Below are 13312 nucleotides of genomic sequence, written 5' to 3'. Positions count from 1 at the left end.
AATTGTTTACGTCCTTTTGTCTTCATAGAAAAAACCTCCTATTGTATATATTTATTCTACAACAGAAGGTCCTTTTTATTCAATGTCCGTTTTTGTGGGTTCAGTTCACAAAAGGGGTGCTCTATAAATTAATATTTAGAAACTTTCTTATACTAATTTTTATGATTATTGAACTAAAAATCCCATCATGAGCAAATTCATGATGGGATTTTTAAATTTTCTATTTACATATTTTCTTTGAACATCTTTACTCCAACTCGATTTACGAACTGATTGAAAGTTTCCTCAATATTTCTGTTCTTCTTGTAAAATAATATTAATGTTTTAATCATTTGAGCTATATCAGCTGACTTCACTCTACACTTAAGATCCTCACTAAACTTGGCATTTGGTCCTAAAGTTCCACCTAGAAAAATATCAAAGGCTTCAACAAGGCCAGCCTCGGTTTTAATAAGTGCACCTTGTAAATTAATATCACCGATTTGTTTTTGTCCACATGCGTTAGGGCAACCTGTATAATGAATTCGAATTGGCGATTCTAATTCTATTGTCTTATCTAAATAATGACAAACATCTCTAGCTATTTTTTTTGTTTCAACAATTGCAAAATTACAGAATTCTTTACCTGTACATGCCACTGAATGCCCAATAAATGAGCTTGGTGTAGGTGAAAAAAATTTAAGTATTGGCTATTTAATATAGATGGAATATGCTCATTTGTAACTCCTGAAATGATAAGATTCTGAGACAATGTTGTTCTAATGTTACTGTCACCGTATTTTTCACAAATTCTAGCAAGTTCAAAAAAATGAGTTGCATTAAGTTCTCCAAAAGGAATATTAATGCCAATATAGTTTTTATCTAATTGCTTTTGCTTATGAACTCCATAAAAATAAGCTGCCTTCCAGTTTGCGAGTCTGTCTTCCCCTAAGCTTTGCATGTCACCAATTATTTCTAGTAGTTTTTCCTGAAATTTAGCTACACCCCAGTCTTCTATTAAAAATTTTAATCTAGCACGGTTACGCTTTTCTCTATACCCATAATCTCTAAAGATAGTAGCAACGCCTATAGCAACTTTAAGAACATCCTCAGGTAACGCAAAAATACTTAGTTTTTTAGCTAAATGTGGAGTTGTTGAGAGCCCTCCACCTACCCATAAATGGAAGCCGATTTTTTCGACCCCGTTTATGTTTTTAACGGCTGGGGTAAATGATAGATCATTTATCTCTGCATGAGCTGCGTTAAATATATTTGAGGATATTGATATTTTAAATTTTCGTGGAAAATTTGAAAAATCACGATTGAATAGGAAAAATTCATTTAAACTATTAATGAGTTTGGTTGTGTCCATAAGTTCATCTTTATCAATTCCGGCAAGTGGATTACCTACAATAGTTATTGTACAGTCACCACAAGCTTCGATAGAACTTAGGTTAACTACCTTTAATCTGTTAAAAATATCAGGTAAGTTTTCAACGCAAATCCAATGAAATTGTATTGCACCTCTTGTTGTTATGTTAATTAGACCTCGTCCATAATCTTTCGAAATTTTTGCCAATGTTCTTATTTGCTCGGAGTTTAATATTCCAGTATTTCGTACTCGAAGCATGAAGTGACCATCTCTAGAGCGTTGCTGATAAACACCTGCCCATTTAAATCGATCCATATCATCTTTAGTTATGGAATCATATCCTTCATTAGAGTATTTATCTAAGATGGTCTCAAAAAAACATCCTGAGGTTATTGGAATTAATGGATGGTGTAATGATTCTTCGATAATAGTAAATAGTGGTGTGGATATAGGTGATATATCAGATAAGGTGTGCGTGGTATCTCAGACAACAGAAAGACAGACTACTTGGGAAGATGTATTAACTAAAGTTATAAAAACAAGTAAGGAAATAGTTGCATTTAATACTATTTGTAGTGCAACAGAAGTGCGTCAAAAATCTGCAGAAGAACTCTCAACTAAAGTGGATGCAATGGTTGTTATTGGTGGGCTTAATAGTTCTAACACTACAAAACTTTATGAAATATGTAAGAAAAATTGTGAAAACACTGTACACGTAGAAAATGTATTAGGTATTCCTGATACATTTATAAAAGATAAAAACATTAAAAGTATAGGGGTTACAGCAGGGGCTTCAACACCAGACTGGATTATTAAAGATATAATGCTAAAAATAAATTAAAATGGTTCAATATTTTTTGTAATATATTTATTATAATATTTTTATTAAATGAGGAGGACTACCTATGAAAAAATTAAGAGCGGATTATAAAAAGATGTATTATGGATTTCCTGTTATTCTTGTAAGTTTCTATGATGAGAATGGCGTACCAAATGTAACTACACTATCATCTTCTTATTCCCTAATGGATATGATATCACTTGGTTTTGGAAGAAAAGGATATGCAATAAACCAAATAAAGAAGGGTAAAGATTTTGTTATTAACATGCCTGATAGAAGTATTATGAAAGAAATAGATTTTTGTGGGTTTGAATCAGGGCATGACATCCAAAAGTTTGATATGGTAAATTTGACACCTATAAAATCAGAAGTTGTAAATGCACCTATTATCGATGAATGTCCTATATCAATTGAATGTACACTAACAGATGTAATAGAAACAGATAATTACCCCCATATTAGCAAAAATAAAAGGGAGATGTATTTCTAAAGATCTTTTAGATGAAGAAAACCGTTTAATTTATGATGAATTAGACCCTGTATTATATGTTGGAGATAATTCAAAACGTGCATATAGATATGTTCAAAAAGGTACAATGAATCTTTCAAAATCCTTTCTTTAAAAACAGAACATTTATCATGTATAATTAACTCAAACGATGCTAATAATAATTTGTAATCAATAATTTGAGGTGTTTTTCTTATGAACCATAATGAAAGCATAGGTTGTACAGTAAATGAATGTAAACATCATTGTAAAGATGATAATTTTTGCACTCTGAACAAAATTGAAGTTATAAAACATGATTGTGTTGAAAAAACACTAGAATGTACGGACTGTGGAAGTTTTAAAACATTATAATAATACGAAAAGGGGCCGTCTCACTTTCTAAGGTGAGACGGCCCCTTAATGTTCGTTCATGGTAAAAGCAATATGGCTTTCTACTACTCTATTAAAAGACAATCACTTTCTTTAATATTTGTCATATATTAATTATCTTTAAGCCAATTAAACAATATTGAAGCATTGTTGTACACTGTATCCTTAGCACTATATAGCAAGGTTATGTCACCTTCTTCTGCCATCCTTCTTAATAGTTCTACTGCATCACTGCGTAAAGAGTCTAATGAAAGCTCCTGCTCATATAGATTATGAAATGCTTCTTGTTTTTCTGGTGAATGACCATACCATGTGCGGAGTTCCGTACTAGGCGCTACTTCTTTTAACCACATATCTAATTGAGCATTTGCCTTAGATATCCCTCTTGGCCATAAGCGATCTATTAATACTCTTTTTTCATCATCTTCAGATGGCATATCATAAATTCTCTTAATTCTAATAGTCATAAATATATAGTGTTACCTGTAAACATTTTAGATCCTCCTCTGCATTTATGCTAGTTTTGAATGATAATTGATTTTTAACTATTTGTATAATAAGATTACACATTATTACTCCTACTTAGTTTTATTATAGTTATGATCCTATTGTATATTTAAGTAATAAAAGCGCAAACTAATATATAGAATATATCATAAAATTAGGAGGATTACATATGCAAGGGAAAATGTTTTGTTTTCAATGTGAACAAACTTTCGGTGGGAAAGGTTGTACAAAAGTAGGGGTCTGTGGTAAAACACCAGAGATTGCAGCAATGCAGGATCTGCTTATATATCAGATAAAAGGAATAAGCTGTTATGCTAGCAAACTTTTAGCTAAAGGTGAAAAAATTGATAAGTCATTGGTCTCATTTGTTGAAAATTCATTATTTATGACATTGACTAATGTAAACTTTGATCCGGAGTCTCATATGGATATGCTCAGAAGATCTCAAGTGAATAAGGAAGAGATTAGAAAAAAAGCAGCAGGTGAAAAGGTAAATACCAAGGAAGCTTTATATAATTTAAGTGATACAAAAGAACAAATTCTTGAAGATGCTAAAAAAGCAGGAGTTATGTATGATCAAGATTTAGATGCAGATATTAGGTCCGTTCGTGAAACTATAAAATATGGATTAAAAGGAATTGCAGCATATGCACATCAAGCTAGATTTATTAAATATCACAGTGATGAGGTAGATGATTTTTATTTTATAGCTCTAGCCGTATTAACTGATGATAGTTTGGATCTTCAAGAACTTATCAAGTACTTAGTTAAAACTGGGGAGATGAGCGTTGAGGTTATGGGGGTATTAGATAAAGCTAATAATGAGAAATATAATTCTCCAACCCCTACAAAAGTTAATGTGAATATTAAAAAAGGACCATTTATAGTAGTTTCCGGCCATGACTTAAGAGACCTTGAAATGTTACTTGAGCAAACAGAAGGAAAGGGAATAAATATTTATACTCATGGTGAAATGTTACCTTCTCATGGCTATCCAAAGCTTAATAAATTTAAACATTTGGTAGGTAACTTTGGAGGAGCATGGCAAGATCAACAAAAAGAATTTGATGGTATACCAGGCTGTATTTTGATGACAACAAACTGCTTAATGAAACCAAGAGATTCTTATAAAGATAGAATTTATTCAACAAGTGTTGTTGGTTGGGAAGGATTAAAACATATATCTAATGATGAGAATGGATATAAGGATTTTTCAGAAATCATAAATAAAGCACTAGAATTAAAGGGATTTGAAAAAGATGAAGAAGTTAAAGAAATTCTAGTAGGCTTTGGACATAAAGCAACTTTAGCTCATGCTGAAACGATAGTGAATGCAGTTAAAGAAGGAAAAATCAGACACTTTTTCTTAATTGGAGGATGTGATGGTGCAAGACCAGGAAGAAATTATTACACTGAGTTTGCAAAGCAAGTTCCAAAAGATTGTATTATCCTTACTTTAGCTTGCGGAAAATACCGTTTTAATAAATTAGAGTTTGGTGAAGTTGCAGGGCTTCCAAGACTACTCGATGTAGGTCAATGTAACGATGCATATTCTGCTGTTAGAATTGCTCAAGCATTAGCCGATGTATTTAAATGCACTATTAATGATCTACCACTTTCATTTATTGTAAGCTGGTATGAACAGAAAGCTGTTGCTGATCTATTGGCATTATTGTCACTCGGAGTAAAAGGAATTCACCTAGGACCAACACTTCCAGCTTTCTTAAGCCCTAATGTATTACAATTCTTAATTGACACTTTTGACCTTAGACCAATAAGTACACCAGAAGATGACTTAGTAAAAATATTAGGATAAAATAATATACTAAATTAAAAAATAATAAAGCTTAGAATTGTAAAATCAGTTTTAAGCTTTATTATTTTATATAATTGATTCAAATCACTTCTTTCTTATTTAATCCCAATTATAATAAAGCAATAAGATAATTAAAACCTTAAGGTAATTAAAAATATACTATTATAAGAATTATCATAAGTAACATATGTTACGGACATTATAACTAGTAAACAGTATACTGATTTCATAACACAAGAGCGGATAGCGCATGATGAAGTTGTCTTAACTTCAATATAGAATAATACTATTAGAAAATATGAATATGAAAAGAGTGATATATATGACTAAAAGAATTGTAATTGTAGGAAGTGGTATTGCTGCAATAACGGCAATTAAATTCATTAGGGAAATAGATTTAAGTTCAGAAATATATTTAATTGGACAAGAAAAATTTTATCCATATAATCGAATAAGATTGTCTAAGGGTATATTTGATGAACTTGAAGAAAATAAGATACTTCTTAAAAAGAAAGAGTGGTATGAGGAAAATAAAGTAGAAATATTTATTAATACAAAAGTAGTAAATATAGATACGGATAACCTTGAATTATTATTAGGTGATGGTATTAAAGTAAAATATGATAAATTGCTTATAGCAACTGGTTCTAGTAATAATACACCATCAATAGACGGTATAGATAAGGATGGTGTCTACACATTAAGAGGCCTTAATGATGCTCTGAATATTAAAAATGGAATTAATGAAAGCAAAACAGTGATTGTTATAGGAGGAGGAATTCAGGGATTAGAAATGGCTTGGATATTACATCAACATGGCATCAAAGTTATAATTGTTGAATTACTATCAAGACTGATGCCTCGTCAATTAGACGATGAAGCATCACAAATATTAAAGAGTATAATAGAAGGCTACGGCGTAGAAATATTAACTAATACAGGAGTAAAGGCTATAACAGGTAATCATAAAGTAGAAGGAATTCTTGTTGACGATAAAGTAGAACTAAAGTGCGATATGGTTATTCACTCGACAGGAATCAGGCCTAATAAGGAACTAGTTGCAAATACTAAAGTTGATTCGCGAAGAGGAATAGTAGTAAATGATGAAATGCAAACAAACATAAAAAATATTTATGCAGCAGGGGATATTGCCGAATTTGATAATCAAATTATTGGACTATGGAATATTGCTATAGAACAAGGGAAAGTTGCAGGTTATAACATTGCTGGGAAGGAAACTATATATGAAAAAATAACTCCAGTAACAACACTAAATGCTTTTGGAATCTCACTGTTTTCTATGGGATGCATAGATGAAGTAGAGTCTACGAAAGTATTAATGGTTGAGGATGTTAATTCCAAAATTTATAAGAAAATATTTATAAAAAATAATAAGGTAATTGGTGCAATTGTTATAGGAGATATGAAAAGATCACCACTTCTTAAATCAGCCATAGAAAAGGGAATACCCTTAGGTGATGCTGATATATCTGTGGATGAGTTGTTGGAGAGATTAAAGAAGAATAAATAATGATGGAGGTATACATATGAAAGAAATAAAGTTTTGTGAGAATAACTTTACTTTTGGAACAGATGAAACTATGAAAAAATTAAAAGAGAACTATCCGGGTATAGATATAACTGCTGAGGACTGCCTAGGATATTGTGGAGATTGTGCAGTAGGACCTTATGCACTAGTCGATGATGAACTAATACAGGCGGATATTGCAGATGAATTATTTGAGAAAATAAAAAGTATGATGTAAGAAACAAACGAGCTATATTCCAAAATATTCATTATGTAATATAGCTCGTAATAATACATAATAGAAAGGATGGTTTTTATGTCGTTTAAGATTAATGATAAAGTTGATTGGGTTGGGAAAATAGATTGGGAAATAAGAGATTACCATGGTAAAGAGTATTCTACACATAAAGGAACCTCTTATAATTCATATTTAGTTAGAGATGAAAAAATAGCGCTCATAGACACAGTATGACAGCCATTTGGGAAAGAGTTCGTTTCTAATTTAAAAAAGGAAATAGATTTAAATAAAATAGATTATATTATTGCAAATCATTCAGAAGTAGATCACAGTGGAGCATTACCAGATCTTATGAGGGAAATACCTAATACCCCTATATACTGCACTAAGAATGGAGCAAAGTTTTTAAAAGCTCATTATCATCAAGATTGGAACTTTGTTGAAGTTAAAACTGGGGATACATTGGACCTAGGAAAAAACAAATTAGTATTTGTGGAAGCAAGAATGCTTCATTGGCCAGATAGTATGTTTACTTACCTAACAGGAGAGAACATATTATTTAGTAACGATGCTTTTGGGCAACATTATGCATCTGAACTAATGTATAATGACAAGGTTGATAATGCAGAATTATTTCAAGAAGCAATAAAGTATTATGCAAATATTTTAACTCCTTTTAATCCTTTGGTAATAAAGAAAATCGAAGAAGTGCTGAGTTTAAATCTACCATTAGATATGATCTGTCCAAGTCACGGTATTATTTGGAGAGATAACCCACTTCAAATTCCAAATAAATATATGGAATGGGCAAAAGATTATAAAGAAAATCAAGTTACAATAATTTATGATACCATGTGGAATGCTACTAGAACAATGGCAGAAGCAATATCTGAGGGAATAAAGGAAGTTAATAACGATATTACAATTAAAATATTTAATTCTTCAAAAAATGATAAAAATGATATTGTCACAGAAGTATTTAAATCAAAAATGGTGCTTATTGGTTCTTCAACAATAAATAAAGGAGTTTTGTCGTCTACGGCGGCAATACTCGAAATGATAAAAGGTCTTGGTTTTAAGGGTAAAAAAGCTGCAGCATTTGGAAGTTATGGTTGGAGTGGAGACTCAGTTAAGTTAATAACAGAAGAATTAATTAAAGCAGGGTTTGAAACAATAAATGATGGTATAAAAGAAATGTGGAACCCGGATGATGATGCAATAAATAGGTGCAAAGATTTTGGTAAGACTATAGGAGAGACTAACAATTAGTTAATAATATTATATTAAATAAATCAAGAGGAGATGTTTTATATGGATAAGTATGTTTGTTTAGTGTGCGGGTACATTTATGATCCAGAAGAAGGAGATTCAGATGGCGGAATAAAGCCAGGTACCAAATTTGGGGATATACCAGAAGATTGGGTCTGTCCATTATGTGGAGTTCCAAAATCAGACTTCGAAAAAATATAATTAGAAAATAAAAAAATATATTAAAGGAGTGATCTTAATGAAGGCTCACGTTGATAAAGATACATGCATCGGATGTGGATTATGCCCAGCGGTATGTCCAGAGATTTTTCAAATGGAAGAGGATGGAAAAGCTGTGGCATCGCCAGATGAAGTGGCAGAAAATCTCGTAAGTAGTGCAAAGGAAGCAGAAGGACAATGCCCAGTTGATGCAATTTCTGTAGAATAGTAATAGTATAGATAAAAAATAGACTTGAGTTGTCAACAAGAAAATCATATTTAAATTCAAGGATTTTTAATCATAAAGTGATTAGATCTCCTTGATTTTATTGTAACTCTTTATAAAATAGATTTTTATTCATCTTTAAGCCAATTAAACAATATTGAAGCATTATTGTACACAGTATCCTTTGATCCATATAGCAAAGTTATGTCCCCTTCTTCTGCCATCCTTCTTAATAGTTTTACTGCATCGCTACGTATAGGATCTGTTGAAAGCTCATCTTGGTATTTGCATTGGCTTACGTCTAAGACTAAGTACAAAGGTGCTTTTAACTTCTTGATTTCCCATATTATATTATGTACACTTAAAAATAAAAGGGGCTGATTATATGCTAATTAATGGTCAAGACTTACATCAATTTAGTACTTACATTTCGCAGATTAATCTTTCATTCCATCAATATCTACTACTTACGGATGAACCACTGCTAGTTCATACTGGTAATGTTAAGCAAACAGAAGCCATGCTGCCTCAGCTGAAAGCAGCACTTAATGGCAAGGACTTGAGGTATATTTTTATTTCTCACTTTGAATCAGATGAATGTGGCGGTTTGCCCCTAATACTAAAACACTTCCCTAAAGCTAAGCCAATTTGTTCCCAAACTACGGCACAGCAGTTAAGCGGCTTTGGATTTATAAATGAGGTTATTATTAAAAAGCCCGGGGAAAAACTAAATACTGATGGCTATGAGTTGGAATTCATTAGTTATCCTTCGGAAATGCATCTCTGGGAGGGGCTATTAGTTATAGAAAACAGGCGTGGTATATTCTTCAGTAGCGATTTAATGATGGGCTTCGGAGCGGAAATAGGTACATTGAAAGAATCTAGTTGGCAAACTGAGGTAAATAATATCCGCTCAGAACAGGTGCCAGCTCCCGAAAGGCGGGCACAGCTACAGCAGACCTTATTACAATTAAATCCTAGTTTTGTAGCCACTGGTCATGGACCCTGCCTTAAACTATAGCAGGCCTGTGATCATGATATATATGCCTCGCAATCTTTTTACTACCATGTATTTTAGAAATTGATATATATAAAATTTAAAGTAAAAATTCAACATAATAAGATGTTATGTGGAATGGTTTTTATTTACACGCATAGTTCTAGAAAAAAATAAAAAAAGCCTAGCGTAATTGCTAGGCTTAAATAACCATTTTCTTGGAGGATCAAGATAATGGTTATTTAATGATATTCAATGTCAAAAGTTTATTACTGTAAGATATTCATAACACATTTAAAAGGTTCCATATTCTATTTTAACTATATATTTAAGGGGTAGCACCAATAATTTCTGGCATATTTACTCACATTTCTAAAACTGTTAATTCAAATAATTTTATTGGTAACCCTAGTCATATATATCCGAAAACTCTATATTCATTATATCTACATAATTAGGATTAATACTAATATTATTTTTACGTTAAAATAGAACCAATTAAAAAAACAGAGTTGTTCATAAACATCAACTCTGTTTTTTTAATTCCTGGTATGCAATTACCTATTTAAATTGTTTCCATGTTTTGATTATTAATACAAATACTATCTATCGTGTTGTGATGATTAGTATTAGAAGTTGAATAGATACCACTTTTATCTATAATCCCTTTACTTGAACTAATTTTATTGTTACTGATTGTTATATATTGAGGTTAGGTCATTGGATAATTATAAAAAAAGTTTATGGAGAGCACAATTTGGCGGACATTTTATGCAACTAAATATTCCCTGGGGTATCTATGGTATCCATGGTACTGATATCCCATCATCAATTGCACCGTCGGTTATAGATGGGATTTGGGTTAAATAACTAACGGGTTATTCCGTTCCGGGGGTTCAAATCCCCCTTTCTCCGCCAAAATCAAAGGCTCTAGCAATTTTGGTATGATTTTTTAATAGAATAGGATCTCATTGAAGCAGAGAGCGAATGTTTTACATAGGAGAATACAATTGCACCTTTAAAATTAAAGTGCCGTAAACTAAGTATGAGAGGGAAACATGAAATAATTACTCTATTACTGCTAAAATAGGAACATATTTAAATAAATTCATGGTTACTAAATTGTGAAGTATAACTATTAGTCAGAATTATTACGGTGGCAATGCCACCCATTTGCCACCGTTGCATAAAATATTATGAGATACAATTAGTTAAGTTTAGACCCATAAAATTATTATCTACCTGATAGATGCTTTCAAATCAATGCTTTCAGGATAGTATATAATATATATAGATAAGCTAAAATACTAGATATATACAAACCCCTCACATTGAGACGGTAGTTCAACTAACCAAGTGATACCAACAGAATAGCCTGATTTATAATTTTTAAATTGTCTAATTGCCACCGTAAATTATCTTATGGTGGCAATTTTACTAGTCCGAGACGTGTTTGAATATCTTGATGGAGAAATTAAAGGTGTTGAAGCTATGCAGATGGTAAACATGACAAAAGCTATATTCTATCGTAGAGTTAAAGAATACGGATATAGATAGGTCATAGCTGCATAGGAAGTAATGAAGTAATAGTTAGAAAGTTAAAAAACAGTTTATGAAGCTCTGGGTAATCTCAGAGCTTTATGTTTACCTATTTTTACAAATATTGCAGGAAAAGACAAGAGGTATGTTGAATTAATACATGATAAATGTTAAAAACAGTAGGTTCTACTAAGTAATTAATGAAAATTTAATAAGGTTAATTATGTCTATAATGGGAAGTTGAAAAAGTTTATTTAATTATAAAAAACTATTTTGAAACAAATATTTAATTAAGAAAGTTGGGTGAGGGTGTTGTGGAAAATAGCGGAAGTTCGTACTAATAAAGAAGAACCTTCAATTGTCGTGTTAGACAAATTCGGAGAGAAACAGATTAAAGAATTATTGCATGCAAATTCAAGTATTGAAAAAATAAAAGAATTGTACTTTATAAAAAATAATTTTGATACGGCATATAAATTTTATGACAGATATTTTATTGATATGTTAAAGAAAAACGCAATATTAGAGAAAGATATTATAGTTTATAACATTAAAGTATTTCTATATTCAGGTTTAGAATTTATTGATACATGTGAAAAACTCATGGGGAAATTGTATCCAGAAGAAATTACAAAACTTAAAAATAATGGGAAGAAGAAAAATGAAACATTTGCTGAAGGTATTTGGAAGTTCAAAGAATTTGTAAAATCCATATATGATGATAATTTTTCGTATAGGCTTTGTTATAATTTAAGGAACTGTTTGCAACATGTTGGATCAGAAGGATTATTACTAAATAAAGATAAACACGGATATCATGTTTTACTGAATAAACAACAATATATGAATAGTCATTCTGGTATTCAAAAAAACTTTGCGAAAGAATTAAAATCCAATAGTAAAACAACATTTGATATTATCAAGTTCTTGTACTCATACAATGAGAACATAAACTCACTATTTAAAATGGTTGAAAAATATTGTGAAGAGAAAATAATAATTGATACATTTGAGGCCAATTACAGCATATTTAGTATTTTGGGACAAGAAGAATATAATAAAAACAAGGGCTATGTTTTAATTGATATTGCTGAATCTATTGACAAAAATTCAGTCGATATGAACTTTAAATCAATTGATATTGCAAAATCAATTGATTTTGTGGACACTCATTGCAAAATATTTAAGTTGTATGGGAAACAAACGTTGTTGCCTTCAGTGAATCAGTTTCCTCATTATGTTAAGAGAGATAATGTTGTTCAAATACCAATACTTATTATAGGAGATAGTTTAGTTAAGGAAAACTTGACATGGAAACAAACTTATTCAAGTATAGGTTTAGGAAGCAATAACTATTTTTCAATATATGTACCTCTTTTTTTCTCGCGAAAAATACAAGCTGAAATCACTAATATTGTAATTAAAAAACTAAATATAGTAGATTAATTATATCCAATTTTCCATAAAACTGGACAGGTTATGTCTATAATGGGAAGTTGGAAAAATGGATATTTAATTGATGAGTGTAGGGAATATAAGAGATATTATAGAAAGAATCGCTCTTTAGCAAGTAAATTTCCTGAGATATGTAAATATTGGGATGCAGAAAATTTAGTCTCTCCGGATGAAATTGAGATTAGTAGTAAAGGATTTAAAATTTATTTGCTTAAATGTCCAACTTGTGGACGAAAAATATTTGTAAATGTGTGGAGATCACATGAGTTTTCTGTATTTGATATTATCTTAGATAATAAATGTAGTTCTTGTGGAGAAGCAATTGAATCCCCGTGAATATAAACATATAAAAAAAATTTATATTAAAGAGGTATTATCAGATTTTGAGAATAGAATCGTTGATAATTACTTACATAGGGTTGTATTATTGGTAAAGATTAAAGAAAATATGCAGCTACAAAAGGAAG

The 13312-nt window shown here is 30.9% G+C and carries 16 protein-coding genes and 2 pseudogenes; 14 read left to right on the top strand and 4 right to left on the bottom strand.

Annotated elements, in window-relative coordinates; genetic code table 11:
* Nucleotides 1-224: 224 nt before the first annotated feature.
* A complete protein-coding gene (locus LGK95_RS20710; protein WP_226126799.1) occupies nt 225-638 on the bottom strand; it encodes a nitrite reductase in 414 nt (137 codons plus the stop codon).
* On the bottom strand, nt 581-1666 hold the full coding sequence (locus tag LGK95_RS20705) for a nitrite/sulfite reductase (RefSeq protein ID WP_226126798.1): 1086 nt from the start codon (nt 1664-1666) through the stop codon (nt 581-583). Before LGK95_RS20705 ends, LGK95_RS20710 begins: the two co-directional genes overlap by 58 nt.
* A gap of 58 nt (nt 1667-1724) precedes the next feature.
* On the opposite strand from LGK95_RS20705, the pseudogene LGK95_RS20700 reads away from it, so the two are divergent.
* The 3 genes and pseudogenes from LGK95_RS20700 to LGK95_RS20690 form a co-directional block, all read left to right on the top strand.
* A pseudogene (locus tag LGK95_RS20700) lies at nt 1725-2189 on the top strand (bifunctional 4-hydroxy-3-methylbut-2-enyl diphosphate reductase/30S ribosomal protein S1); the annotation flags it as partial.
* Between the two features lie 67 nt (nt 2190-2256).
* Nucleotides 2257-2682 (top strand): flavin reductase family protein, encoded by a 426-nt coding sequence (locus LGK95_RS20695; protein ID WP_226126797.1) that lies wholly within the window; start codon nt 2257-2259, stop codon nt 2680-2682.
* Nucleotides 2683-2895: 213 nt separating this feature from the next.
* The gene (locus LGK95_RS20690; protein ID WP_226126796.1) at nt 2896-3054 is read left to right on the top strand and encodes a DUF1540 domain-containing protein; all 159 of its coding nucleotides are present in this window, start codon (nt 2896-2898) and stop codon (nt 3052-3054) included.
* 128 nt (nt 3055-3182) lie between these two features.
* Here LGK95_RS20690 and LGK95_RS20685 read toward each other — a convergent pair whose 3' ends face one another.
* Nucleotides 3183-3539 (bottom strand): DUF488 domain-containing protein, encoded by a 357-nt coding sequence (locus tag LGK95_RS20685; protein ID WP_226126795.1) that lies wholly within the window; start codon nt 3537-3539, stop codon nt 3183-3185.
* Nucleotides 3540-3748: 209 nt separating this feature from the next.
* Here LGK95_RS20685 and hcp point away from each other — a divergent pair, with 209 nt between their 5' ends.
* The 6 genes and pseudogenes from hcp to LGK95_RS20655 all read left to right on the top strand — a co-directional run bounded on the left by hcp (nt 3749) and on the right by LGK95_RS20655 (nt 8857).
* The gene (gene hcp, locus LGK95_RS20680) at nt 3749-5395 is read left to right on the top strand and encodes a hydroxylamine reductase (RefSeq protein WP_226126794.1); all 1647 of its coding nucleotides are present in this window, start codon (nt 3749-3751) and stop codon (nt 5393-5395) included.
* A gap of 322 nt (nt 5396-5717) precedes the next feature.
* Nucleotides 5718-6926 (top strand): NAD(P)/FAD-dependent oxidoreductase, encoded by a 1209-nt coding sequence (locus tag LGK95_RS20675; RefSeq protein WP_226126793.1) that lies wholly within the window; start codon nt 5718-5720, stop codon nt 6924-6926.
* 16 nt (nt 6927-6942) lie between these two features.
* On the top strand, nt 6943-7161 hold the full coding sequence (locus LGK95_RS20670) for a DUF1450 domain-containing protein (protein ID WP_226126792.1): 219 nt from the start codon (nt 6943-6945) through the stop codon (nt 7159-7161).
* A 78-nt stretch (nt 7162-7239) separates the two neighbouring features.
* Nucleotides 7240-8430 (top strand): annotated as a pseudogene (locus LGK95_RS20665) (anaerobic nitric oxide reductase flavorubredoxin).
* 42 nt (nt 8431-8472) lie between these two features.
* Entirely contained in the window at nt 8473-8631 is a 159-nt protein-coding gene (gene rd, locus LGK95_RS20660; RefSeq protein WP_226126791.1) for a rubredoxin, read from the top strand.
* Between the two features lie 37 nt (nt 8632-8668).
* On the top strand, nt 8669-8857 hold the full coding sequence (locus tag LGK95_RS20655) for a ferredoxin (RefSeq protein ID WP_226126790.1): 189 nt from the start codon (nt 8669-8671) through the stop codon (nt 8855-8857).
* 125 nt (nt 8858-8982) lie between these two features.
* On the opposite strand, the gene LGK95_RS20650 is transcribed toward LGK95_RS20655, so the two are convergent.
* On the bottom strand, nt 8983-9171 hold the full coding sequence (locus LGK95_RS20650; protein ID WP_226126789.1) for a DUF488 family protein: 189 nt from the start codon (nt 9169-9171) through the stop codon (nt 8983-8985).
* Between the two features lie 68 nt (nt 9172-9239).
* Here LGK95_RS20650 and LGK95_RS20645 point away from each other — a divergent pair, with 68 nt between their 5' ends.
* The 5 genes from LGK95_RS20645 (at nt 9240) to LGK95_RS20630 (ending at nt 13181) form a co-directional block, all read left to right on the top strand.
* Nucleotides 9240-9875 carry an oxygen-binding di-iron domain-containing protein gene (locus tag LGK95_RS20645; RefSeq protein ID WP_226126788.1) on the top strand — a complete coding sequence of 212 codons (636 nt, stop codon included), beginning with the start codon at nt 9240-9242 and terminating at the stop codon, nt 9873-9875.
* 696 nt (nt 9876-10571) lie between these two features.
* Complete coding sequence (locus tag LGK95_RS20640; RefSeq protein ID WP_226126787.1) at nt 10572-10721, top strand: hypothetical protein; 150 nt, start codon at nt 10572-10574, stop codon at nt 10719-10721.
* Between the two features lie 552 nt (nt 10722-11273).
* Nucleotides 11274-11408 carry a hypothetical protein gene (locus LGK95_RS22595; protein WP_264174628.1) on the top strand — a complete coding sequence of 45 codons (135 nt, stop codon included), beginning with the start codon at nt 11274-11276 and terminating at the stop codon, nt 11406-11408.
* Between the two features lie 294 nt (nt 11409-11702).
* The gene (locus LGK95_RS20635) at nt 11703-12836 is read left to right on the top strand and encodes a hypothetical protein (RefSeq protein ID WP_226126786.1); all 1134 of its coding nucleotides are present in this window, start codon (nt 11703-11705) and stop codon (nt 12834-12836) included.
* Nucleotides 12837-12878: 42 nt separating this feature from the next.
* Complete coding sequence (locus LGK95_RS20630) at nt 12879-13181, top strand: hypothetical protein (RefSeq protein WP_226126785.1); 303 nt, start codon at nt 12879-12881, stop codon at nt 13179-13181.
* The last annotated feature ends 131 nt before the right edge of the window (nt 13182-13312 follow it).

It is taken from the genome of Clostridium algoriphilum (assembly GCF_020443705.1).
Taxonomy (GTDB): domain Bacteria; phylum Bacillota; class Clostridia; order Clostridiales; family Clostridiaceae; genus Clostridium_AD; species Clostridium_AD algoriphilum.
Note: the sequence above shows the minus strand (reverse complement) of the source record. Positions and strands in the feature narration are given on the sequence as shown.

Bases quoted from the DNA above. Each gene is read 5' to 3' on its own strand.
- LGK95_RS20685 (WP_226126795.1), bottom strand. From the start codon at position 3,539: ATGACTATTAGAATTAAGAGAATTTATGATATGCCATCTGAAGATGAT.
- LGK95_RS20645 (WP_226126788.1), top strand. From the start codon at position 9,240: ATGCTAATTAATGGTCAAGACTTACATCAATTTAGTACTTACATTTCG.
- rd (WP_226126791.1), top strand. From the start codon at position 8,473: ATGGATAAGTATGTTTGTTTAGTGTGCGGGTACATTTATGATCCAGAA.
- LGK95_RS20690 (WP_226126796.1), top strand. From the start codon at position 2,896: ATGAACCATAATGAAAGCATAGGTTGTACAGTAAATGAATGTAAACAT.
- LGK95_RS22595 (WP_264174628.1), top strand. From the start codon at position 11,274: ATGGTGGCAATTTTACTAGTCCGAGACGTGTTTGAATATCTTGATGGA.
- LGK95_RS20695 (WP_226126797.1), top strand. From the start codon at position 2,257: ATGAAAAAATTAAGAGCGGATTATAAAAAGATGTATTATGGATTTCCT.
- hcp (WP_226126794.1), top strand. From the start codon at position 3,749: ATGCAAGGGAAAATGTTTTGTTTTCAATGTGAACAAACTTTCGGTGGG.
- LGK95_RS20705 (WP_226126798.1), bottom strand. From the start codon at position 1,666: ATGGATCGATTTAAATGGGCAGGTGTTTATCAGCAACGCTCTAGAGAT.
- LGK95_RS20655 (WP_226126790.1), top strand. From the start codon at position 8,669: ATGAAGGCTCACGTTGATAAAGATACATGCATCGGATGTGGATTATGC.
- LGK95_RS20675 (WP_226126793.1), top strand. From the start codon at position 5,718: ATGACTAAAAGAATTGTAATTGTAGGAAGTGGTATTGCTGCAATAACG.
- LGK95_RS20670 (WP_226126792.1), top strand. From the start codon at position 6,943: ATGAAAGAAATAAAGTTTTGTGAGAATAACTTTACTTTTGGAACAGAT.
- LGK95_RS20630 (WP_226126785.1), top strand. From the start codon at position 12,879: ATGGGAAGTTGGAAAAATGGATATTTAATTGATGAGTGTAGGGAATAT.